The organism is Streptomyces cacaoi, from assembly GCF_006539165.1.
Taxonomy (GTDB): Bacteria; Actinomycetota; Actinomycetes; order Streptomycetales; family Streptomycetaceae; genus Streptomyces; species Streptomyces cacaoi.
The window spans coordinates 15952-39674 of the sequence record NZ_BJMM01000017.1; the positions used below are offsets into that span (position 1 = coordinate 15952).

Sequence of the window (23723 nt, forward strand, 5' to 3'; positions counted from 1 at the left end):
GCCAAAGATGTGGCGCCCGACGGCCGCGACGGCGAAGGAAGAACGGACGAACGGGCCCCCGCGCGACAGGTTTTCCGGTGGCCCGCACCCCCTTCCCGGCCGGAGCGGGGAGCGGCACGCGGCGGACGGGGCTCGTGCGAACTCCTAGAATGCGGAGGGCACATGACCCCTCACTCTCCGGAGTGAGGGGGCGCACGGACGAGCGGGACGGTGGGGGCACGGTCCTGTGGGGGAGGGATCAGCGGTGGCGACGACAGCGCGGGGCGAGGGTGTCCGTCCGCGGGGCGGCAGATGGCGGGCGGGGGCCGTCACGCTCACCGCGGCGCTCGTCTCGTCCTCCCTGCTGGGCACTTCCGTGGGGCAGGCGGCACCGGCGGCGCCGGACGACGGGACGGCCGGTGCCTCCGAGGACGACAGCGCACGGGCCGGGCTGCCGCCCGTGTGGCCCCGTCCGCAGACGATGAGCGCCCGGGGCGGCTTCGTCCCGGCGGGCAGGGAGGCCGTGCTCGTCGCGGACGAGGGGGCGGACGGTCCCGCCCTGGAGACGGTCCGTTCCGTGCTGCGCGCCGCCGGGGTGCGGGAGATCCGGGAGGAGACATCGGAGGGGAAGGCGGTCCGGGGCGGGCTGGTCGTGCGGGTGGGGCGCGCGTCCGCCGAGGGGGCGCTGCGGGAGCTGCGGGCTCCGGCGCGCGGCGAGCTGCCGGCGGGCGGCTACCGGCTCGCGGCGGGAGAGCTGCGGGGCCGGCCCACGGTCGCGCTCGACGGGGCCGACGGCGCGGGGCTCTTCCACGCCGCGCAGACGCTGCGCCGGCTCGTCACCGAGCGGCACGGCACCCGCGGCTTCCCCGGGGTGACCGTACGGGACTGGCCGGCCGCCGCCGTGCGCGGCGTCACGGAGGGGTTCTACGGCCGCCCCTGGACCCACCGGCAGCGCCTGGACCAGCTGGACTTCCTCGGCCGCACCAAGCAGAACCGCTACCTCTACGCACCGGGCGACGACCCCTTCCGGCAGACCCGCTGGCGCGACCCGTATCCGGCCGCCGAACGCGCCCGCTTCCGGGAGCTGGCGGAGCGGGCCCGGCGCAACCATGTGCAGCTGGGCTGGGCCGTCGCGCCGGGCCAGAGCCTGTGTTTCTCCTCGCGGGAGGACCGTGCGGCGCTGCTGCGCAAGCTGGACGCCATGTGGGCGCTGGGCGTACGCGTCTTCCAGCTGCGCTTCGAGGACGTCAGCTACAGCGAATGGCACTGCGGCGCCGACTCCGACGCCTACGGCTCGGGCCCCGAGGCCGCCGCCCGCGCCCAGGCGGAGCTGGCCGGTGCGGTCGCCCGGCACCTGGCGGAGCGGCACCCGGGCGCCGAGCCGCTGTCGGTGCTGCCGACGGAGTTCTACCAGCGGGGCGCCACCGCCTACCGTTCGGAGCTGGCGCGGAAGCTGGACGCGCGGATCGTCGTCGGCTGGAGCGGTGTCGGTGTCGTGCCGCGCACCGTCAGCGGGGCCGAACTGGAGGCCGCGCAGCGGGCGTTCGGCCGGAAGCAGCTGCTGATGACGGACAACTACCCGGTCAACGACTTCGCCGAGGACCGGATCTTCCTGGGCCCGTACCGGGGCCGCGCGCCGGAGGTGGCCACGGGCTCCGCCGGGGTGCTGGCCAACGCCATGGAACAGCCCGTCGCCTCACGCGTCGCGCTGTTCACCGCCGCCGACTTCGCCTGGAACCCGCACGGTTACCGTCCCGGGGACTCCTGGCGGGCCGCCGTCGACGAGGTCGCGGGCGACGGCGCGGGGCGCGGCACCCGCGCGGCCGTGCACGCGCTGGCCGCCAACGACGCCTCGTCCGTGCTGGACGGCACGGAGTCGGCCTATCTGCGGCCGCTGACCGACGCCTTCTGGAGCGCCTGGGACAGCGGCGAGGAGGACCGGCTCCGCGCGGCGGGCAAGCGGCTGCGTGCCGCCTTCACGACGATGCGGACCGCGCCCGACGAGGTGCCGGCCGAGCTCGCCGAGGAGGTCCGGCCCTGGCTGGAGCAGCTGGCGCGGCTCGGCGGCGCCGGGGAACACGCGGTCGACATGCTGCTGGCGCAGGCCCGGGGCGACGGCGCTGCGGCCTGGCGGTCCCGGCTGGAGGTGCGGCGGCTGCGGGACCGGAGCGCGCAGAGCGAGGCGACCGTCGGCCAGGGCGTGCTGAAGCGCTTCGCCGACCGGGCGCTGCGGCTGTCCGACGCCTTCGTCGGTGCCCGCACCTCACCGGCCGGGGGCGGCGCACCGGGCGGAAAGGGGGCGTCCGCCGGTGCGCCCACGGTGCGCGGTGTGCCGGACGCCGAGCCGGGGCATCCGCTCTCCCGCGTCGTCGACGGCGATCCGGACACGGCGTACCGGGCCGCGGGCGTCCCGGCGAGCGATCACCTCCTGCCCGACGCGCCGCCGATGCTGCGCCCGCCCTCCCGCCCGCAACCGGCCACGGAAGCGGACGGCCGGCCCGCGCTCACCGTGCGGCTGCCCCGGCCCCGGCCGCTGCGTGCGGTGACGGTGCTGACCGGGCCCGGCTCCGGTACCCGCGCCCGGGTGGAGGCGCACGTCCCCGGGGCCGGCTGGCGGCGGCTGGGTGCGCTCTCGCCGTCGGGGTGGACGCAGCTGGACGCGGGCGCGCACCGTGTGCCGCGCGCCGACGCGGTGCGCCTGGTGTGGGCGCGGGGCACCGAGCCGCCGGTGGTGCACGAGGTGATCCCGTGGTACGGCGACACCCCCGCGGTCTCGCTGTCCCCGGCCCGCACCGTCCTCGACGCCGAGGTCGGCGGCGAGCCCGTCCGTACGCATGTGCGGCTGACCAGCAACCGGCAGCGCGACACCCACGGCGAGTTCACGGCCCGGGCCCCGCGCGGCTTCACCGTGGACACGCCCGCGCACACCACGGTGCGGCGCGGCAGCAGCCTGGAGGTGCCGCTGCGGATCACCGCGGACGCCTCGGTACGGCCGGGCAGCCACCGGATCCCCGTCTCCTTCGGCGGGCAGCAGCGCACGCTGACGGTCCGCGCCCACCCGCGCACCGGCGGCCCCGATCTGGCCCGCACCGGCCGGGCCCGTTCCTCGGCGGACGAGACGGGCGACTTCCCCGCCGCCGCGGTCGCCGACGGCCGGCGCTCCACCCGCTGGTCCTCGCCGGCCGGCGACGGCCACTGGGTGCAGATCGAACTGGCCGAACGGGCGCGCGTGGGCAAGGTGGTGCTGCACTGGCAGGAGGCCCACGCGTCCCGCTACCGCGTCCAGGTCTCCCCCGACGGCAGGCGCTGGCGTACCGCGGCGAGGGTGCGGGACGGGCGCGGCGGCCGGGAGACGGTCCGCATGGACGCGCCGCGCGACACCCGCTTCGTCCGCGTCCAGGGGGACGAGCGGGCCGACGCCCGGTACGGGATCTCGCTGTGGTCGATGGAGATCTACGCGGTGGAGGGCGGGGACGCGGCGCGCTGAGCCTCCGGCGCCGGCGCTGAGCCTGGGTCGTCCGCCGCGGGCGCGCCGCCGAGCCGCAGCTCGTGCCGCGCCCCGGCCGGACGACGCCGTGGCGGCGCGTCCCGGGGACGCGCCGCCACGGACGACAAAGCCCGGATCTCAGGCAGAGGCTCTGCCGTCGATCCGGGCGAGGTCGTCGTCCGCACCATATGGCTGGAGGTAGGGCAGCCAGCGCGGGTCCCGATGGCCCGTGCCGATGATGCGCCAGGCCAGTCCGGACGGCGGCGCGGGTTGATGCCGCAACCTCCAGCCCAGCTCGGCGACCTGACGGTCGGCCTTGACGTGGTTGCAGCGGCGGCAGGCCGCCACGACGTTGTCCCAGGCGTGCGCCCCTCCCCGGCTGCGCGGGATGACGTGGTCGACGCTGGTTGCGACGCCACCGCAGTACGCGCACCGGCCGCCGTCCCGGGCGAACAGCGCCCGCCGGGTGAGCGGGACGGCCCCGCGGAACGGCACGCGGACGAAGCGCTTGAGACGGACGACGCTCGGGGCGGGTATCACACGGGTCGCGCTGTGCATCAGGGCGCCGGAATCCTCGAGGCTGACGGCCTTTTCGTTGAGCACGAGGATGAGCGCGCGGCGGAGCGGTACGACGCCGAGCGGCTCGTACGACGCGTTGAGGACCAGAACATGCGGCACGGTGCCTCCTTGTACGTCGGCGGCGCGTGGCTCGCGCCGGGACGATCTCCCCTCAGTGTGTCCCGGCGTGTGCTCCCTTCGCCACCACGACCGGGCAACCCACCGAATGTGTTGTCAACCACACCGCGCGTCCGCCCCCCGCGCGGGGATTTCCGGCCGAACTCTCCCTCACCGGGCAGCGCCTGCACCGCTGTGCACATCCTGCGAACCGGCACCAACTGTGAAGGCTCTGCGCCGTTAGTGTGGTCGCGGCTTCCGGGGACTGCCCCACGGATGTGATTCACACGGAAGGTCACCCCTGTGTACTGGCTGCTCAGCGCTTCTCCCTCACCCGAACCGGAGGGGCCCCGGGCTCCCCGCTCGCTGGAGGACGCCCAGGAGTCGGCGGGCGAGGCCGCCGGATGGCTCCAGGACAACTGGCAGGACTGGCTCGCCACGGGGCTGCGCATCTTCTTCATCTGCGCCGTCGCCGTGGTCCTGCGCTATGTCATACGGCGGGCCATCACCAAGCTGATAGCGCGCATGAACCGGCGCTCGGAGGTCGCCGACAGCGGCAACGCGCTGCGCGGCATGCTCGTCAACGGGGAGCGCAGAAGGCAGCGCTCGCAGGCGATCGGCTCGATCCTGCGCAGCGTCGCCTCGTTCGTCATCCTCGGCACCGCCGCGCTGACGGTGCTGTCGGGGCTCGGCATCAACCTGGCGCCGCTGCTGGCGAGCGCCGGAGTCGCGGGCGTAGCACTCGGGTTCGGCGCCCGCAACCTGGTGATGGACGTCCTCGCGGGCATGTTCATCCTGCTGGAGGACCAGTACGGCGTCGGGGACCGGGTCGACGTCGGGGAGGCGTCCGGCGTGGTCATGGAGATCGGGCTGCGGGTGACGCAGCTGCGCGGCGACGGCGGGGGCATCTGGTACATCCGCAACGGCGAGATCAAGCGCGTCGCCAATCTGAGCCAGGGCTGGTCGACGGCGCTGGTCGATGTGCAGGTACGGGCCGACGAGGACCTCGACGAGGTGCGCGCGGCCGTCGTCGAGGCGGGCGACGCCATGAGCAAGGACAGCCCGTGGGACGAGGTCCTGTGGGGCCCGGTGGAACTGCTCGGGCTGGACGAGGTCACCCTGGACTCCATGCGGCTGCGGGTCTCGGCCAAGACCATGCCCGGCAAGAGCCTGGGCACCGAACGGGAGCTGCGCTGGCGGATCAAGAAGGCCCTGGACGGCCGCGGCATCCGCATCGTCGACGAACAGTCCCTCGCCCTGGAGAGCGGCCGGGGCGCGGTCGATCTCGGCAAGGGCGACGCGGCGGGCCCCCGGGTACCGGGACCGCGCTGAGGCACACACCCGGCCCGGCGGCGGTGCACCGCTGTGGAGACCGCGCACCCGGTGACCGGTTCCCGCGTCCGCCGCCCGCTGTCCGGTCGCACGGGCCGGGCGGCGGGGAGACGTGAAGATCGCGCCGGTGGACGGGTGTTGGCCCGGCCGCCCGGACCGGGGGGGGGCGGGGGTGTCCGGCCGCGGCGCTCCCGCGGTACGGCGTCCGCCGCCCGGTGTGCGTCACCCCCCGCTGCCGGGCCGTGTCATCACCGCCGTGCGCGCTGTCCGGTCCGCCAACTCCGGGGTTTCCGGGCCCCGTTGGGCACCCGGCCGCCGCTCCGGTCTCCCGGACGGTGCGACGGTGCGCCGATGTTCAGGACGAACCGCCGCTGCCGGTGACCGCCGCGTCGGTGTCCCAGGTTCTCCGATGTCCCCGATCTCCCCGGTGTCCCCGGAGATCGGCGAGGAGGTCGTCGAGGGCGGCGCCGAGGGCTTCGGAGTTGGCCGGGGTGAACCATGTGGCGCGGACGCGTTCGTTGTTGCCGTTCGGGGTCTCGTGGTCGGCCGCGAGCCGGTGCAGGGAACGGGTCCCGTCACCGAGCGCACGGCCGACCCCCTGGAAGAGGCCGCGCACATAGCGGTCCGCGTCCTCGGGGGCGACACCGTTACCGACAGCCCACGAGGTGAGACGGGCGAGGTACGCGTAGTGGGCGGTCAGCGTGCCCGTCAGCGCGGAGAAGACGTCGAACGCCGCCTCGTCCGCGACCGGCAGCACCCCGCCCAGGCGCTCGAAGAGCGGGTCGACCGCCGGGTGCGACGGGTACGTCACCGTGACGGCGCGGCGTTCCCGTACGGCGGGCAGCGGGATCGCCCGTACCAGCGGGGCGTCGGTGGCCAGCAGCCGGCGCAGCTCGTCGAGGCCGACGCCGGCCATCACATCGACCACCGGCTTGCCGGCGTCCACCCGCAGGCCCGCGAGCGCCTCGTGCCGGTCCTGGCGGCGCACGGCGACGATCACCAGGTCGGAGCGGTCCACCACCTGCTGGTTGTCGGCGCACACCCGCACGCTGTCGAAGCGCTCGGACAGCTCCGCGACCGCGCCGGCTCCGCGCGGGGAGAGGAACACCTCCGGCAGGGTGCCGTCCCCCTCGCACAGGCCCTGCACGAGGGCCCGGCCGATCTCGCCCACTCCGATGATGCCGATGCGTTGCACTGCGACGTCCTCCTGGGTGCGTGGCGGTGGTGACCGGCCGGACCGCGTCGACGACGCGGCCCGGACAGCGCGGGAAACCCGGCGCGACCGGCGCTGCCGGCCTTACTGGCGTTACCGGCGTAACACCTGACGCCAGTAACATGCGGCTGACTCAACCATGGAAGAGGTGACCGGTCAAGTGCAGTTCGACAGTCACGTGATGCTGCGGCTCGACGAGGCCGTGGCCGTCGTCAACGCGCTGACCAGCGGAGAAGCCCGCGGCAGACCCTTTGAGGCACCGAGCGGCGACGGCCTTCCCGGGGCGATCGCCACGGCCCTGCCGTTCGTGCGGGCCGACGGGATGGACTCCGACCAGGCCGCCTGTCTCGTGCGCACCGCGGAAGAGCTGCGCCGGGCCTTCGAGGCGGTCTGCGCCGGCCGTCCCGACGACGCGGTGACCACCGTCAACTCCCTGCTGCTGGCCACCGGCGCCCGGCCGTACCTCCACCGCGACCCGGGCGAGCCCGTGCGGCTGCACTTCCACGGCGCGGACGACTCCCCCGCCGTCAGCGCCGCCGCCAGCTGTGCCACCGGACTGGCGCTCGCCCTGGGCGGCGACCTCTCCGACCGCCTGGGGGTCTGCCGGGCCGCCCGCTGCGACCGCGTCTACGTCGACACGTCCCGCAACGCGGCCCGGCAGTTCTGCTCGACGGCGTGCCAGAGCCGCACCAAGGCGGCGGCGTTCCGCGCCCGGCGGCAGGAAGCGGACTCGTGACGCCCGGCGGTCCGGGGCCGGTCGGAGCGGGCCCGGTCGGCGCGGGGTCCGGGGTGCGGACAGCGAGCGGCCCCGGGCCGCGCCGGTGAGGCGGCGGCCCGGGGCCGGGAAGGCCGGGTCAGCCCCGGTGGAGCGTGATCGTCGTCCAGGCGCCCACGTGCACCCGGTCGCCCTCCTTGAGGGGCACCGGGACATAGGGCTGGATCGGGTCCTCGGCGCCGTTGATCGTGGTGCCGTTCGTGGAGTCCTGGTCGACGACGGACCAGCTGCCGTCGGGCTGCTGGACGAGCACCGCGTGCTGGTGCGAGACGCCCGGGTCCTCCGGCGGGCGGCCCAGATCGATGTCCGGGGCCTCGCCCGTGGAGGCGCGGCGCCGGCCGATCGTCACCTGGTGCCCGTTCAGCGGGAGCTGCTGCTCGGGCGAGTACGCGGGCAGGTTGAGCCCGGCGGCCTCCGGGCCGCTGCGGTGCATCATCGCCGCGAAGTACTCACGGTCCGGCGCGACGACCGCCATCCAGGGCCCGCCGCCCTGCTGACCCGGCTGGCCCGGCTGCCGGCCGGGAGCGCCCTGCGGATCCGGCTGACCGGGCTGGCCGTGCTGGCCGGGTTGACCGGGTTGTCCGGGTTGACCGGGGGATCCCTGCGGCGGCTGGCCGGGCTGACCCGGCTGCGGGAAACCGCCCTGCTGACCGGGCTGGCCGGGCGGGCCGGGCGGGAAGTCCCCCTGGTGACCGGGCTGACCGGGCTGCGGGAAGTCGCCCTGGTGACCGGGCTGGCCGGGCTGGCCGGGCTGGCCGGGCTGCTGGAAGTCGGCCTGCGGGGCCGGCGGGCCCTGCGGCGCGTGGTCGCCCGGGCCGGGCGCGCCCGGGTAGCCGGGCGGCACCGTCGGATCGCCGCCGGGGAAGCCGGGGGCTCCGCCGTCCGGGCCGGGCGGCGGGCCCGGCTGCGGGGGCTGCGGCGGGCCGGCCTCGGGGCCCTGCCCGGGCATCGGCGGGGCGCCGGGACCGCCCTGCTGCTGCGCGGGCGCACCGGGGTGCACGGGCGCGCTCGGCGGGGACAGCTCCCAGTCCCCGGCGGGCCCCGCGGGCTGCGCACCGGCCGGGCCGCCCGGCTGCTCGTCGCCGAACGGGCCGAGCGGCTCGGCGGGCCGGTTGATCTCGGACGGGCGGGAGCGGTCGTAGTCGAACCGGCCCTGGCCCGGCTGCGGCGGGCCCTGGCCCGGGCCCGGGAACGACGGCGGGGGCGGCGGGCCCTGCGGCTCCTGGCCGGGGAACCCGCCCGGAGCACCGGCACCGGGAGCGCCGGGGCCGCCCGCGCCTCCGCCGCCGCCCGCGGGCGGCGGCGGAGCGTAGGAGGTCGGCGTGTGCGTGAGGAAGTTGTAGCGGCACTCCTCGCAGAACGGCGCCTGTGCCTCGCGCGGCGTACCGCACTGCGGGCACAGCTCGGCGCGGTCCTGGCCCGGGCCCTGGCCGGGGGCGGGCGTTCCGGGCCCCGGGTAGCCGTAGCCGTGGCCGGGTCCCTCGGGGGCCTGGGGGCCGCCGGGGCCGGGGTAGCCGTAGCCGGGCGCCGCGGGAGCGCCGGGGCCGCCGGACGCGGGCGGGGCACCGGGGGCGGGCGGGGCACCGGGGGCGGACGGGCCGGACGGACCGGACGGACCGGACGGACCGGGGTAGCCGTAGCCGCCGCCGGGGGCCGGCGGGGGCGGGGGCGGAGGCGGCGGGGCGCCGCCGGGCGCCGGGGGAGGCGGTGGTGGCGGCGGGGCGGCACCGGCGGGCGGGGCGGACGCACCGGTCATGCGGTGCCCGCACACCTCGCACCAGTCGTCGGCCGCCGACTGGTGACCGTTCGGGCAAGTCGGCATGGTGAGTGCCTCCCCCTCAGTGCTCCTGCTGTGTTCCTGGACGTGTTGTGGACGGCGGACGACCGGGGCGCCGGACGGCGCGGATCACGCCCGGCGCCGGCGGCACCCTCGGCGTCGGCGCCATCCGTCAGCGAGGCGCGCACACCGCAGGTACCGGAGTACCCGATCCGGCCCGGCGGCGCCGTGCGCTGAGTCACTTCGGCGGCCCCCGGTGGGGCGCCGTCGTCACTTCTTGACGCGCACGGTCTTGGTGGACCGCGTCTCCAGTGTCATCTCGTCGGCCTCGGCGACCTTGGCTTTCAGTCGAACAGTACCCGCAGCAGCGTCCACCACGTCCACCACCTTCGAAAGCAGTTTCGCCGTATCGGCGTTCCCGGAGGCGCTGGCGAGCTGGACGGCTCGGCCCAGCCGGGCGGTCGCGCCGCGCTCGTCCCCGGACTTTCTCATGTCCAGTCCGTCCTGAATCGCCTGGGCCAGCTCGGCCTGGCCCGTGTAGTGCGCGACCTGCGGATTGATGGCCGTGGTGGCGACCATGTCGTCCGTCCACACCGCCCGGATCAGGCCCTGCGACAGGGTCCGGCCGGTGGCGTCGCCGGGCTCCGGCAGGACGAGGGAGACCCGGGCCGCGAGCATCTCCTGGCCGACGTCGGCCGCCGGCACCTCCACACAGACGTGGTAGTCGCGCGACTCGTCCCCCCAGGACCCCGTCGGGTAGTCGCCGGCGCGCGGGCCGGTCTCGGTGCGGCGGCCGGTGAGGTCCTCGACGGTCGGCGCGACCTGTTTGACGAAGCGGATCCGCGCGCCCTGCGGCGTCCACAGGCGCAGCGCCACGTCCGCGACCTCCTTGCCCATGGCGGTCTCCATCATCTGTGTGAAGTCCGCCGCGAGCCCGCCCGGGTCGGCCACGATGTCGGCCGTGCCCAGCAGCGCGGAGGCGATGCCGGTGACCTCCTTGACCTCCCAGTCGGTGCCCACACCCCGGGCGTCGCAGGTGAAGCGGCCGGCGCAGGCGTCGAGGGCGGCACGCAGCTCGTGCGGCTCCTCGTGCTCGTTGCGGCCGTCGGTGAGCAGGATGCCGTGCCGGATGGCGGCGCCCGAGCCGCCGAGCAGCTGGTCGGCCAGGCGCAGCCAGGTGCCGATGGCGGTGCCGCCGGAGGGCCGCAGCCCGCGCAGCGCCTCCTTGGCCTCGTCGCGGGTGCCGGCGTCGGCGACGGCCAGCCGGCCGCCGCCGGGGTAGATCTCGCGGGCCTGGTGGGTGCCGGCGACGACGGCGAAGGACACGCCCTCGGAGAGCGTGTCGATGGCGGCCGCCGTCGCCTCCCGGGCGTTGCGCATCTTGGTCGGCGGGTAGTCCATCGAGCCCGAGCAGTCGACCATGATCACGACCGCGGCGTCGGGCCCGCCCGCGCCCGCGGCCAGCGGCAGCCCCCCGGAGGTTCCGCCTCCGGTCGCGGTGACGGTGACGATCGCGTTCACCTCGCCCGCGCCCTGGGTCAGATACTCGTTCTGGTACACGTCGACCGAGAAACGTGGCGCGTTCGACTTGGAGAAATTGGCCATCTGTTCCGCTCCTGCTCTCGCGTGACGAAGGCGAAGGGGCGGGCGGAAGGTGCGCGGCGCGCGGTGCTTCCCCCGGCGGTCTCCCGTGCTGCTCCCACGGGAGGCCCCGAGGGCCTCCGGGACCCCGGGAATTCCCGCGCCCCCTCGACACCCTCCGGGATCCCCCGTCTTCCCCCGTGGTCCCCCCGGACCCCCGTGTTACTGCGGCTTCCCTTGCTTGCCGTGTCCTCCCTTGCTCCCGTGCTTCCTTGCTTACTTGCTTCCTTGTTCCCTTGTCCCCTTGTCCCGTTGTTCCGTTGTCTTCCCTGCTGTTCTTCCCGTCTCCTCACGACTCGCCCGACGCGCTCCGCTGACGGCTCGCTCCGCTTATCCGGCGTGTTCCGCCCCGCCGGTCCCGTCCGCCCCGGCAGCCCCGTCGACGCGGGCAGCGCCCGCGGCGCCGTCGGTCTGCTGCGGCGCCGCTGCCGGGCCCGGGAAGGGGACGACCGCCACGGTCACGTTGTCGTGGCCGCCGCCGTCCAGGGCGTAGCCGACCAGGTGCTGCGCGGCCATCAGCGGCCGGGACAGCGCGGCTTCGGGTACGGCCGCCGCCATGTCCTGGGCCGATTCGGCGTAGTTCCACAGGCCGTCGGTGCACACCACGACGACGCCCGGGCCGTGCGGCGCGAACGTCGCGGTGTGCGGGTCGAGTTCGTAGGAGTCGGCGCCGAGCCAGCCGGTGATGGCGTGCGCCCGGGCGTCGGCGTACGCCTCGGCCTCGTTCATCAGCCCGGCGGCGACCATCTGCGCCGCCCAGGAGTCGTCCTCGGTCAGCCGGGACGGCTGCTCCGTCCGGTCGTGCGGCACCCAGTAGGCCCGGCTGTCGCCGACCCAGCCGACGGTGAGCATCCCCTCCCCGGCGAGCGCGCCGACGATGGTGCACGCCGGGGCGTTGCGCGCCGGGTCCGGCGGGGTGTCGGCGGCGAGTTCGTCGACGGCCTCGGAGGCGGCGACGAGCGCCTCGTGCATGGCGTCCCGCGGTCCGCTGCCGCGCGGCACGGCCAGCGCCAGCGCGTCCCGGGCCGCCCGGGCCGCCACCGCCGACGCCTCGTCGGGCCGGGTGGCCGAGGAGACGCCGTCGCAGACGACGGCGATGGTCACCGGGGCGCCCTCGCCGGTGCGGGCCTCGGCCACCGCGTAGAAGTCCTCGTTGCGGTGGTGGCGCAGACCGCGGTCGCTGGCCGCCGCCACGGTCTCCAGCGCCGTCTCCATGTGGTCCCGTTCCCGCGGCTGCTTGTGGCCGCAGTGCTCGCAGTACCCGTCGTCGTCGATGGCGCCGGTGCCGCAGGCCACGCACCGCGGCCACAGCGGCTCCGGCCCGCTGAGCGGTGCGCTGACCGACTCCTCGACGGTGCCGTCCGAGTGTTCGGGGTGGGGCGCGGCGGGCTCGTCGTGGACGGTACGCGGATCGCGCGGTGCGGCCTGCGGCTCCCGGCGCGGGTCGCGCGGCGGCCCGGACGGCGCACCGGCCGTACCGGCCGTACCGGCTGTCCCCGCCGTGTCCGCCGTACCGGCCGTGCCCGCCGTACCGGCTGCACCGGTCGCCGGGGCCTGCTGCGGTACGGGCGCCGCGGCGGGTGCCAGCGGGAAGTCCTCCTGCGGTGCGGCGGGGTCCGCTCCCCGGCCCTGCTGCCCGGCCCCGCCAGGGGACGCGGCCGGGGACGGGGACGCGGGCGCCTCGGTGCCGGAGGCGGGGGCCGCGCCGTCCTGCCGGGGCCGCGCGCCGTTCACGGGTCCGCCGGACGGCGGGGGCGTACCGTCGAAGGCCGCCGCGGCGGCGCGTGCCGCGTGCAGGTCGGTGCCGCAGGCGCCGCAGAAGCGGTCGCCCTCCTCCACCGGCTCCTCACACCGGGGGCAGGCGGACATCTGGTCGAGCTGAGGCATGGTCACACCCACGTCCTGGGGCGGAAGCGGTTGGCGCGTTCCACCAGTTCGATCCTCTCGGTGCCGGTCTGTGCGAGCCGGGCGAGCAGCCGGCAGGAGCGTTCCAGGCCGAAGCGCAGCCCCTCCTCGGTGAGCGGGCTGTCCAGCAGCTGCCTGCCCGGGGGCGGGCCGCCGCCGGCTGCCGTGGACGCCTGGGGCGCCTGTGCTGCCGGGAACGCCGGTGACGCCGGGGACGGGGCGCCGCACAGCACCCAGTCGAGCGCGCTGCCGAGCACCTCGCAGGTCAGCTCCGCACGGCGCACCGCGTCGAGTCCAGCATGCCGTAGTCCCTCGACCTGCTGTGCCGCGGCCTCCAGGTCGGCCAGCAGCGGCTCGTGCGGGGAGCGCTGCCGCAGCCGGGCGCGGACGGCCGCGACCCGGGCCGCCGTCCAGTGGCTGGAGGTCTCCGGCACCGACTCCAGCGCGGCGACCGCGCCGGCCCGGTCGCCGGTGGCCAGCCGGACCCGGGCGAGCCCGAACGCGGCGGACACATGGGACGGGTCGGTCGTCCAGACGAGGCGGTAGTACTCGGCCGCGTTGTCGAGCTGGTCGAGCACCTCGGCGCAGATGCCCAGGGCCAGCTTGGGCGCGATCTCACCCGGAAAGGCGTCGTAGACGGCGTCGAAGGAGAGCGCGGCGGTCTCCCGGTCCCCGGTGACGAGCGCGTACAGGCCGCGGTACCACACCACCCGCCAGTCCTCGCTGTGCCGGGCCTCCAGTCCGTCCAGCGCCTCGGCGGCGGTGCGGGCCTGTGCGCAGATGTCGCTGTCGACGGTCTCCAGGTGGGCGCGCAGGGCACGCAGACGCAGTTCGAGCGAGTCGGCGGGGGCACCGGCGAGCGCGGCGATCAGATCGCCGGGCGCCGCGGCCAGCAGCCCGGCGAGGAACCCCGCGTTGGGGTCGGACGGGTCGACGCGCGGCACGGGCAGCGCGAGCGCGGCCGGGCGGGGCTGCGCGGGCACGAGCGCCACGGGTGCGGCGGACGCGCCGGGCGCGCCGGGCGAGCCGGAGGCGACGGGTGTGCCGGGCGCCGGGGTGGCCGGTGGCGCGGGCGGGGCCGCCGGGCGGGCGGGGACGGCGGACGAAGGCCCGGTGGCGGAAGCAGGCCCGGTGGTGGGCGAAGGCCCGGTGGAGGGCGAGGGCCCGGTGGACGGGGTGGACGGCGCGGCGGACGGAGTGGACGCGGCGGATACGGGAACCGAGCCGGAGGTGTGCTGCGCGGGCAGGGCGCCGGCCGTGGGCGAAGTGCCGGGCTGCGGGGGCGGGTTGGTCGGAGTGGGCAGGGTGGACGGGGTGGTCGGAGTGGACGGGGTGGCGGCTCCCGGTTGGGCGGGGACGGCCGGGAGAGGTGTCGAGAAGCGGGCGGTGCGGGCACGGCGGCGGCCGAGCAGGCCGCGTGCGGCGTCCGGGTCGCGGGCGCCCAGCTGGGAGAACTCGCCGGATGCCGGGGCCAGCAACTCGGTGTCCACGACGCGCAGTTCCGGGCCGAACAGGGTGGAGACGGCGGGGCGGGGCCGTCCCGTGCGCAGGGCGACGACCTCCCGCAGCACGCCGAGCAGTTGGTCGGCCATCTCCTCGGCGGAGGCGAACCGGCGGCGAGGATCGGGGTCGGTCGCGCGCACCAGGAAACGGTAGAACGACTCGTACCTCTGGAAGACCTCGATATTGCCGGGCTCGGGGAGGCTGTCGGCGTAGACGTTGGTGTAGCCCTGGAAGTCGAAGGTGAGGACGGCCAGGGTGCGGGCCACCGTGTACAGGTCGGAGGCCACCGAGGGGCCCTCCTCGGCGACTTCGGGCGCCTGGTAGCCGACGGTGCCGTAGATGGCACTGTCGTCGTCGTCCATGCGGCGCACCGCGCCCATGTCGATCAGCTTGAGCTGGTCGTCCTGCTGTATCGCGTTGTCGACCTTGAAGTCGCAGTACAGCAGGTTGCGGCTGTGCAGATGGCCGAGTGCCTCCAGCGCCTCGATGCCGTAGGCGCAGGCCACTTCGACGGGCAGCGGATCGCGGCGGCCCTCGGGGGTGCGCCGCTCGTTGGCCAGTTGCTTGAGGGACTTGCCGCCGACGTACTCCATGACGATGTAGCCGTCGAGGCTGCCGGTGCGCTGGTCGAGGTGCTCGACGAAGTTGTAGATGCGCACGATGTTGGAGTGCTCGATCTCGGCGAGGAACCGGCGTTCGGCGATCGCCGCCGCCATGGCGTCCTCGTCGCCGGTGTCCAGCAGGCCCTTGAGCACCACCCACCGGTCGGAGACGGCGCGGTCCACCGCCAGATACACCCAGCCCAGCCCGCCGTGCGCCAGACAGCCGGCCACCTCGTACTGGCCGTGCACGATGTCGCCCGGTTTCAGCTTCGGTACGAACGAGTACGGGTGCCCGCACTTGGTGCAGAAGCCCTCGGTGCGGCCGGCGCGCCCGCCGCGGGAGCGGCCGACGGGCGCGCCGCAGCCGCCGCTGCTGCAAAAACGCTTCCGCTCGGGCACCTCCGGGTTGTCCAGGACGACCGTCGCGGGATCGGCGCGAGGCACCTCGGGCATCTGCACCAGCCCGGCGCCGAGCCGGCCGCGGCTGGAACTCTTCGCCGACGAACTGCCGCTGCGCACCGACACCGAGCGGGAAGCGGAACCGGAGAGCGTGCGCGAGAGCCGTCCGGAGACGGAGCGGTGCGAGGAGCGGGAGCGGGACGAGGTGCCCTGCGAGGTGGAACCGGAACGCAGCGAGGACGAGGGCCCGCTGTCGTTCCCTCGACTCCCCCGGCTCCCCCGACTCCCCCGGCTGTCCCGGCCCGCGCTGGTGAGGCCCGTGGGCGTGGCGCCCAGCAGGCCGCCCGGCGCCACCACGGGCGCCAGCCCGCAGTTGTCGCAGTACAGCTCGCCGCCGCCCATGTCCTCGTAGCTGCCCTCGCACTGGGGCCGCTGGCACGGCTGTGCCGAATGTGCCGCCGCGCTCGCCTGCTCGCTCACTTCTCCCCCATGCTCATCGTTCCGCCGGCCGGCCGCCGTGCTGCTGCGGCCGCAGGCTCTCCTGCGCGGCCTGCTGGTAGCGCAGCACCGCCTCCTCGGCGGCACGCAGATCGCACGGCGCGCTCCACAGCATCCGGCGGGCCGCGTCGTAGCGCTCCATCAGGATGCGGTCCTCGGCCAGCCCGTGCCGGGCGACCTTCGCCTTGTACGCGTCCAGCCGGCCGCGCAGCTCGGCGCGGACCGCCAGCGGCGCCGTGACGGCCGACAACTGGGCGCGGGCGCGCTCCAGTTCGTCCTCGGCGCTCTTCTCCAGGCTCTCCAGCAGCGGCGACAGCCGGTTCCACTGGGCGTGTCTGCGGTAGTCGGCGGCCGTGCTCAACTGCTCGTGCAGCTGTGTCGGCGGTCCGCTGACGGCCGGCACCTCGTAGGCCGCGATCTTCGCCAGGACCTCGCCGCGTGCGGTGCGCGCCTCGGCCAGGGTGCGGTCGGCGCGGGAGAGCAGATCGCGCAGCTTCATCAGCCGCTGTTCGGCGTCCTGCCGGACGCCCAGCACGGCGTCGATCTCGCGGCGCACCTCCTCCAGCGCGCGGGCCGCGGCGTCGTAGCGCGCGGTGTCGGGCCGTCCGCTGCCGGGGGCGCCGCTGCCGCCGGTGGCCGACCAGAAGGCGAGCGGGTCGGTGAGCACCTGGGCGCGCAGCGCCGTCAACTCCGCCGTGGTGCGCTCCAGATCGTCGCCCGCCGGGTGCTCCCCGGGGCGCACGCCCACGGAGTGCGCCAACGAGCGGACGCGCTGGAGTTCGGCGGCGAGCATGTCGATCCGGGCGGGCAGCGCCGACCACACCGAGTCGGCCGCCGCGACCACGTCCAGGGCCTGCGCGTACCACTCGTTCATCCGCTCGACGAGCCCGCCGAGGGTGACCTCCTCGGCGAGCCGGGCGCCGCCGGCCAGCGGGGCGCCCTCGGCTCCCGCGGCGGCGACGGCGCCGCCGGAGACGGTGACCGTGCCGCGCAGCAGTCGGGTCAGCTCGGCCAGGTCGTCACGGCTGGGCCAGCGGCGTCGGCCGCGCAGCTCGTGCGCGGTGCGCAGGGTGCGGGTGTAGGTCTCGAAGCCGTTCCACAGCAGGGTGATGGCCGCCTCGGCGCGCGCCCAGCGGTGCGCCGTGGTGCCGGTCAGCTCGGCGCCCTCCAGCAGCCGGCGCCCGGCGTGGTCCTGGAGCGCCAGCAAGGAAGCCTCGACCGCCTCGTGCTCGGCGTCCAGCCGCTCCAGCGCACGGTCGGCCTCCTCCCTGCTCATGACCCCGGAGGTGGGTCCCGCGGGCCCCATCGATCACCTCGCTGTCTCTCGCTGCCGTCAGTCGCTGTAGCGCGCCTTCGGCGGTGCCGGTTCCTTCCCGTCCTTCGTATCCATGTTGTCCGCCAGCCACTCCTTGTAGGACTCCCGCCAGCCGTCCTTGCGGTAGTCCTCCAGCACCTTGTTCACCCGGCGCACCAGGTCGTCGGCGTCGGGGTGCATCGCCACACCGTACGGCTCCACCGTCTGCGGTGTGCCGACGAGTTCGACGGAGGGGTCCTGCGCCGCCTGCCCGGCCGCCAGCGCGTTGTCGGTGACGACGGCGTCGGCCTCGCCCAGTTGGAGACGCACCAGGCAGTCGAGCTGGTTCGGGACGACGACCGGTTTCGCACCCAGGGCGCGGAAGCGGTCGGAGGTCATCATCGTCTCGGCCATCGAACCGGACGCGTAGCAGATGCGCCGGCCGTTCATCGACGAGTCGAAGCCCTTGACATCGGAGTCCTCCGGCGCCAGCAGCTGTTGGCCGGCCTCGAAGTAGGCGGTGGAGAAGGCGACGTCCCGCTTGCGCTCGCAGGTGATCGTCACCGCGCGCACCACCATGTCGACGTCCCGGTGTTCGATGGCCTCGAAGCGCTTGTTGGTGGGGATCGTCTTGTAGGTGATCTTGTCGGGCCCGTCGTCGCCGAGGATGTCGCGTGCGATGGCCTTGACGAGGTCGATGTCGAAGCCCTGGATGCTGCCGTCGGTCGGGTCGCGGAACCCCCACAGATAGCTGTTCTGGTCGACGCCGACGACGAGCTTCCCGCGCTTCTTGATCGCGCGGACGGTCTTCCCCGAACCGCCGTCCGCTCTCAGGCTCGCGTCCGGGCTCTTGCCGTCCGCGCACTTCTCCGGCTCGGGAGCGCCGGGCCGGAAGTCCTGTGCGGGCGCGGCCGCACGGGCGCCCGCGGGGCGTGCCGAAGCCGCGTGCGCCGTGCCGGACGCCTCGTGCGCGCCCGTCCCGCCGTGCCGGGCCTCGGACGCCGGGACCACGGCCGCGGCGACGGCGGCGGCGAGCGCCGCCGTGCCCAGGACGGCCCGTCGGCGGCGGCGCGTCCCGGTGCGCGGCCGGGCGCCCGGCGCCGGAGCGCCCGCCCGCTCGTCCGCCTCCGGAGGCCGGTGCCCTGCCGCTGTCATGTGCTCTCCCCTCGTGCGCCGTCGGCCCCCGGCACCGCTCCCGGCCGGCCTCACCGGTACTCCCCGATCCTGCGGCCGACGCCGGCGAGCGCCGCGACAGCGCCCAGCACGGCCAGGACCAGCGCGCCGGCCGGCAGCGCCACCAGCCAGGAGCGCGCCCCGTCGGCGGCCTCCTCGAACTGCTGCTGCTCGTGCGCCACCGCCTTCTCCAGCGCCCGGTCGGCCTTCCGGAAGCTCACATCCGTGCTGCCCTCGGCGCCGATGACGCGTTCGACCGCGCCGTCGTAGTTGCCGCCGTCGTCCTCGGCGCGCGCCGCCGTGTGCCGCTGCTGCCAGGTGACGACGGCCCCGCGGGCGGAGCGGACGGCGCTCCTGCCCTCCGCGTCGTCGGCGGCCGTCAACGCGTCGTGGAGCTTTCCGCCCTCGGCGGCCCGGCCGCCGGCGACGGCCTCCATCTGCTGGGTGTAGCTGCTCTCGTAGGCGGCGCCGCCGCCGCGCGCGACCAGCGTCATGTTCTCGAAGCCGCGCGCCTGGAGCGCCCCGATCCACGCCTCGTTGAGCGCGTGCAGCGAGCGTGCGCCCTTCTCCTGCGCGTCGTCCATGCCCGAGCGGACCAGTGCCTGGCCCGCGCCCAGCCACACCACGGAGGCCAGACACGCGGCGGTCGCGCCCAGCAGGCCCGGGCTGAACACCCGGTTGGTGCGCCGGAAGTGGCGGCGCTGCGCCCAGCCGAGCGCGCCCAGCGCCACCAGGCCCACGGCGAGCGCCGGGTAGGGCCAGGCGGTGGTGTCGGCGTCGTCGCGGCCGAGCCGCTTGTTCTGCTCCGAGTACAGCTTCTTCGCCGCCGGCAGCAGTTCGTCCCGCATCTTCTGGTTGGCGTGCCGCAGATAGGCGCCGCCCAGCGGCAGGCCCTGCCGGTTGTTGGCGCGCGCCGTCTCCACCAGACCGGTGTAGACGGGCAGTTCCCGGTTGAGGTCGGTGATCTGCCGGCGGGCGCTGCCCGAACCGCCGGAGTTGGCGGCGGCCTTGGCCAGCAGCCCGGACGCCTCGGCGATGTCCTTCTCGTAGTCCTCGCGGACCTCGGGGCGCTCCGTGTCACCGGCGTCTGCCGCCAGGAAGCCGCTGGAGGCCGCCGTGTCGGCGTGCGCCAGCGAACGGTAGATGCGCGCCGCGTCCGCGCTCAGCGGCTGACTGCTGCCGCGCACGGCGTCCGCCGCCGCGACGCGGTCGGCGGCCTGCCAGGCGGTGACCGCGCCGGAGAGCACCAGCAGCGCCGCCAGCACCGCGCCGATCGCCCGCAGCCTGCCCGGCTCGGTGGTGGCCGCCGCGCGCAGCCGCTCCAGCGCCGGGCGGAGGGAGTCCCGCGCGCCGCCCCGGCCCGGCGGCTGCCCGGGGTCCGGGGCCGCACCGCCGGCCGCCGGGGCCGGTGGTGGGGCGGTGGGTGGTGGCGCGGTCGGCTGTGTCACTGCTCGGGACCTCCCCCTCGATTCCCTCTGTCCTCCCGGCCGCCGGGCCGTCCCGGCGCCCCCCCGGCCAGCAGTATGGCCGCCGGCCCCCGCCGCCACAGCCCATCGGGCGGGATCTTGTTCGGATCGCGACCGAGACGCCCCGCCCGGAGCCCGGCCGACGGCCCCCGAACAGAACGGACGGTGGAATTCCGGGTGTTCGGGCCGCACGCCCGCCGTCCCCCGTGCACTGTCCGGCCACCGGGCCGGACGGCACGGGAGAGGCCGCGTTCCTGCCCTCCCTCACGCCCCGGGAGCCACCGCGGTTCCCTCCCCGCTGCCGCCGCCCGCCGCCGGCCGCCCCAGCGGCCAGGTGTGCGGCCCGTCCGGATCGTCCAGCCAGGCCCACTGGCGTCCGCCCGCCGAGACCGCCACCCCGAACCGCTCCCGGCCCGGACGGCCCGCGGCCTGCCACAGTGCGAACAGCTCCCGCCGACCGGGGCCGTGCCCGTCGCTGTCGCTGTCGCTGTTGCCGTGCCCGGCCCCGCTCCCGTGTCCGGGCCTGTTCCCGTGCCCGGGCTCGTGTCCGCTCGCCAGGCCGGGCCCTGTCGCGGGTTCCGGCCTCCCGTCCGGTCCCCGGGCCGGAACCGCCCCGGCCAGGGCCAGCAGGAAGTCGAAGTCACCGGCGGGGCCCGGGGTCCCGGCGGTGCCGGGGCCCTCGGCGTCCCGGGGGTGTCCGGGTCCGGGGCCGGGCACGGCGCCGCCGCGCAGCGGGACAAAGCAGGCCGGTACCGGCGCGAACCGGCCGCAGGCGCGTCCGCCCTCCGCCACCCGCAGCGCCAGCAGGCCGGTGGCCAGCGGGGTGAGGATCAGCCCGCCGGGCACGGTCTGTTCGATCCACGGCGGGGGGACGAGCGGTACCGCGCAGGTGGCGATGATCCGGTCGTAGGGCGCCCGGGCGCGGCAGCCGAGGAAGCCGTCGCCGGTGACGACGTGCGGGCGGCGGCCGGCGGCGGCGAGATGGCGGCGGGCCGCCTCGGTGATGACCGGGTCGACGTCGACGGTGGTCACCCGGCCGTCGCCGAGCCGGTGGCCGAGCAGGGCCGCGTTGTAGCCGGTGCCGGTGCCGATCTCCAGGACGCGGGGGCCGGCACCGCCGTGGTGGCGGGCGCCGCCGCCCGCGTCCCCGATCCGCAGGGACTCCAGCATCCGCGCCATCAGCGAGGGCCGGCTGCTGGAGGAGAGCAGTTCGCCGTCGCGCAGCCGGGTCGCCAGGGGCCGGTCGGAGGCGACGCCCTCGGCCCAGCGGGCCCGCCGGCGCGGATCGCGGTCGTCGCGCCAGAGCCGTTCGTGGCCGCCGCCGGGCGCCGGCGCGTAGAAGAACGGGACGAACGCCGCACGCGGAACCCGTGCGAACGCGGCGTGCCAGGCCGGGTCGCGCAGCCCGCCGGCGGCCCGGACCCGTTCGACGAGCCGCTCGGTGAGCGCGAGCGCGTCCCCGGCGTCCAGGGGCGGCCCGGGCTGTGCGGCCATGCTCCCAATGTGCGGGTGATCCGACGTCCGCGCGAGGCCGGAAGGTGACCTTCCCTCATTAGCGTCCCGGCCATGTCAGCGATGTCAGCGACGTCAGGGACGTCAGCACCGCCGCAGTACGCCATAGCGGCCGAGGGGCTGCGCAAACGGTACGGGGAGACGCGGGCGGCCGACGGGGTCTCGTTCGAGGTGGAGAACGGCGAGTTCTACGGCATCCTCGGGCCGAACGGCGCCGGCAAGACCACCACCATGGAGCTGGTCGAGGGTCTGCGCGAGCCCGACGAGGGCCGCGCCACGCTGCTGGGCATCCCCTCGTGGCCGCGGAAACCGGCGCTGCTGCGGCGGATCGGCGTCCAGTTGCAGGCGTCGTCGTTCTTCGAGCGGCTGACGGCCCACGAGCAGATCCACACCTTCGCCGCCCTCTACGACGTGCCGCCCGACCGGGCCGACGCGATGCTGGAGACCGTCGGGCTGACCGAGAAGGCCGGCACCCGCGAGGACCGGCTCTCCGGCGGGCAGGCCCAGCGGCTGTCGATCGCCTGCGCCCTGGTGCACGACCCGGAGCTGGTGTTCCTGGACGAGCCGACCACCGGCCTGGACCCGCAGGCGCGGCGCAATCTGTGGGATCTGCTGCGGCACATCAACGGCGAGGGCCGCACCGTCGTGCTCACCACGCACTCCATGGACGAAGCGGAGGCGCTGTGCGACCGGGTCGCCGTCATGGACCACGGCCGGGTGCTGAAGGTGGGGGCGCCGCGGGCGCTGATGGCCGAGGCCGGGGTGGACAACCTGGAGGACGTCTTCCTCCAGCTCACGGGGCGGGAGTACCGGGAATGAGCACGACGGAGGCGCGGCGGGCGCGCAGGACGCGGGCGTTCGCCAGCCTGTCGCTGGCCATGACACGGGGGCTGCTGCGGGACCGGGCCGCCGTGTTCTTCACGCTGCTGTTCCCGCTGATGTTCCTGCTGCTGTTCGGTGCGCTGTTCAAGGACGACAGCTCCGAACCGGCGCATCTGGTGCAGGTCGGCGACGTGAAGATGCTCGACTCCCTGCCGGAGGGCGAGCGGGCCGGGCTGCGCGAGGTACTGGAGATCACCAAGACGGACGGTTCGCGCGCGGCCCGCGACGAGGCGCTGGAGAAGCTCCGCAAGGGCGACACCGACGCCGTCGTCCACCAGGGCGACGGCCCGGGCGCGCTGGTGCTGCGGTTCTCGGCCGCCGACCAGGTGCGCTCGGCCACGATCCGCGGCGTGCTGGACTCGGTCGTCCAGCACGCCAACCAGCGGGCCACCGGACAGCCGCCCGCCTACCGGCTCACCGCGGGCCAGGTCGAGGACGAGTCGACCAAGCCGATCCAGTTCCTCACGCCGGGCCTGCTGGGCTGGGCCGTGGCGATGAGCGGGGTCTTCGGCTCGGCGTTCAACCTGGTCAGCTGGCGCAGGAAACGGCTGCTGCGGCGGCTGTGGCTGGCCCCCGTCGGCGCCGGCTCGGTGATCGGCGCCCGGGTCGGTGTGACGCTCGCCACGGCGATGGTGCAGACGGCGCTGTTCCTCGGCGTCGCCGTCACCCCGTACTACGGGCTCCGGCTGAGCGGCAGCTGGTGGCTGTGCGTGCCGCTGGTGCTGTGCGGGACGCTGGCGTTCCTGTCCATCGGGCTGCTGGTGGGTTCCTTCGCGAAGACCGAGGAGTCCGCCAACGGCCTCTCCCAGATCGTCATCCTGCCGATGGCGTTCCTGTCCGGCTCGTTCTTCCCGCTGGAGGCGGCCCCGCAGTGGGTCCGCACCGTCAGCGAGTTCCTGCCGCTGAAGCATCTGGCGACGGCCATGCAGGACGTGCTCAGCCGTGGCGAGGGCTGGGGCGCGGCGCTGCCCGTGATGGGCGGGCTGCTGGCCTTCGCCGCCGTGATGACGCTCATCGCCTCCCGGCTCTTCCGCTGGGACGCCGCGTGAGCGGGCCACGGGCAGGACGCGGGGCGTAGGCCGGAAGGAGTACGCGGCCGGCCCGGGATGTCCTGCCCCGGCTTCTGCCACCATGGACGGGTGATGGAGATTCCGCGCGGCACCTTGGAGACGCAGACCTTCTACGAGCAGGCCGGCGGCGAGGAGACGTTCCGCCGCCTGGCCCGCCGCTTCTACGAGGGAGTGGCCGAGGACCCGCTGCTGCGGCCGATGTACCCCGAGGAGGACCTCGGCCCCGCCGAGGAGCGGCTCGCGCTGTTCCTCATGCAGTACTGGGGCGGGCCGCGCACCTACAGCGAGCAGCGCGGCCACCCGCGGCTGCGGATGCGGCACGCCCCGTTCACCGTGAACCGGGCCGCGCACGACGCCTGGCTGCGGCACATGCGCGACGCCGTCGACAGCTTGGAACTTCCCGCTCCGCTTGAGAAGAAGCTGTGGGACTACCTCGTTTACGCCGCCGGGTCTATGGTCAACTCCGCGGACTGAGCGAACGGCTGTACCCACCCGCCGCACACCGCCACGGCGGACGTGTGCCCGCACGGACGGCCCCGG

General features: G+C 75.6%; 16 protein-coding genes. 6 read left to right on the plus strand and 10 right to left on the minus strand.

The window, feature by feature from the left end; genetic code table 11:
* Window positions 1-244 precede the first annotated feature (244 nt).
* The gene (locus tag SCA03_RS17185) at window positions 245-3466 is read left to right on the plus strand and encodes a glycoside hydrolase family 84 protein (RefSeq protein WP_141275477.1); all 3222 of its coding nucleotides are present in this window, start codon (window positions 245-247) and stop codon (window positions 3464-3466) included.
* Between the two features lie 138 nt (window positions 3467-3604).
* Here the strand turns inward: SCA03_RS17185 and SCA03_RS17190 are convergent, their stop codons facing one another.
* Window positions 3605-4144, minus strand: coding sequence for an HNH endonuclease (locus SCA03_RS17190; RefSeq protein ID WP_030890850.1), 540 nt, complete (start codon window positions 4142-4144; stop codon window positions 3605-3607).
* A gap of 300 nt (window positions 4145-4444) precedes the next feature.
* On the opposite strand from SCA03_RS17190, the gene SCA03_RS17195 reads away from it, so the two are divergent.
* Complete coding sequence (locus SCA03_RS17195; protein WP_086817930.1) at window positions 4445-5473, plus strand: mechanosensitive ion channel family protein; 1029 nt, start codon at window positions 4445-4447, stop codon at window positions 5471-5473.
* 355 nt (window positions 5474-5828) lie between these two features.
* Here SCA03_RS17195 and SCA03_RS17200 read toward each other — a convergent pair whose 3' ends face one another.
* The gene (locus SCA03_RS17200; protein ID WP_051846776.1) at window positions 5829-6668 is read right to left on the minus strand and encodes an NAD(P)-binding domain-containing protein; all 840 of its coding nucleotides are present in this window, start codon (window positions 6666-6668) and stop codon (window positions 5829-5831) included.
* Between the two features lie 166 nt (window positions 6669-6834).
* On the opposite strand from SCA03_RS17200, the gene SCA03_RS17205 reads away from it, so the two are divergent.
* The gene (locus tag SCA03_RS17205) at window positions 6835-7422 is read left to right on the plus strand and encodes a CGNR zinc finger domain-containing protein (protein ID WP_230988766.1); all 588 of its coding nucleotides are present in this window, start codon (window positions 6835-6837) and stop codon (window positions 7420-7422) included.
* A 118-nt stretch (window positions 7423-7540) separates the two neighbouring features.
* Here SCA03_RS17205 and SCA03_RS17210 read toward each other — a convergent pair whose 3' ends face one another.
* The 8 genes from SCA03_RS17210 to SCA03_RS17245 form a co-directional block, all read right to left on the minus strand.
* Window positions 7541-9283 (minus strand): FHA domain-containing protein, encoded by a 1743-nt coding sequence (locus SCA03_RS17210; RefSeq protein ID WP_141275478.1) that lies wholly within the window; start codon window positions 9281-9283, stop codon window positions 7541-7543.
* Window positions 9284-9508: 225 nt separating this feature from the next.
* Window positions 9509-10843: a vWA domain-containing protein gene (locus SCA03_RS17215; protein ID WP_030893372.1), complete on the minus strand. Its 1335-nt coding sequence runs from the start codon at window positions 10841-10843 to the stop codon at window positions 9509-9511.
* A 366-nt stretch (window positions 10844-11209) separates the two neighbouring features.
* Window positions 11210-12766: a protein phosphatase 2C domain-containing protein gene (locus SCA03_RS17220; protein ID WP_141275494.1), complete on the minus strand. Its 1557-nt coding sequence runs from the start codon at window positions 12764-12766 to the stop codon at window positions 11210-11212.
* A 2-nt stretch (window positions 12767-12768) separates the two neighbouring features.
* Window positions 12769-15690, minus strand: a complete 2922-nt coding sequence (locus SCA03_RS17225) for a serine/threonine-protein kinase (protein ID WP_141275493.1) — start codon at window positions 15688-15690, stop codon at window positions 12769-12771.
* Between the two features lie 91 nt (window positions 15691-15781).
* The gene (locus SCA03_RS17230) at window positions 15782-17092 is read right to left on the minus strand and encodes a hypothetical protein (RefSeq protein WP_086816861.1); all 1311 of its coding nucleotides are present in this window, start codon (window positions 17090-17092) and stop codon (window positions 15782-15784) included.
* A 27-nt stretch (window positions 17093-17119) separates the two neighbouring features.
* On the minus strand, window positions 17120-18235 hold the full coding sequence (locus tag SCA03_RS17235; RefSeq protein WP_086816863.1) for a glutamate ABC transporter substrate-binding protein: 1116 nt from the start codon (window positions 18233-18235) through the stop codon (window positions 17120-17122).
* 50 nt (window positions 18236-18285) lie between these two features.
* Entirely contained in the window at window positions 18286-19701 is a 1416-nt protein-coding gene (locus tag SCA03_RS17240; protein WP_230988771.1) for a GlnX family signal transduction membrane protein, read from the minus strand.
* A 282-nt stretch (window positions 19702-19983) separates the two neighbouring features.
* Window positions 19984-21213, minus strand: a complete 1230-nt coding sequence (locus tag SCA03_RS17245; protein WP_086816865.1) for a methyltransferase domain-containing protein — start codon at window positions 21211-21213, stop codon at window positions 19984-19986.
* Between the two features lie 72 nt (window positions 21214-21285).
* Here SCA03_RS17245 and SCA03_RS17250 point away from each other — a divergent pair, with 72 nt between their 5' ends.
* From SCA03_RS17250 to SCA03_RS17260, 3 genes are all read left to right on the plus strand, one after another.
* Window positions 21286-22050, plus strand: coding sequence for an ABC transporter ATP-binding protein (locus SCA03_RS17250; RefSeq protein WP_086816868.1), 765 nt, complete (start codon window positions 21286-21288; stop codon window positions 22048-22050).
* Window positions 22047-23162 (plus strand): ABC transporter permease, encoded by a 1116-nt coding sequence (locus SCA03_RS17255; RefSeq protein ID WP_230988773.1) that lies wholly within the window; start codon window positions 22047-22049, stop codon window positions 23160-23162. Before SCA03_RS17250 ends, SCA03_RS17255 begins: the two co-directional genes overlap by 4 nt.
* A 90-nt stretch (window positions 23163-23252) precedes the next feature.
* Window positions 23253-23657 carry a globin gene (locus SCA03_RS17260; RefSeq protein WP_037851905.1) on the plus strand — a complete coding sequence of 135 codons (405 nt, stop codon included), beginning with the start codon at window positions 23253-23255 and terminating at the stop codon, window positions 23655-23657.
* Window positions 23658-23723 lie beyond the last annotated feature (66 nt).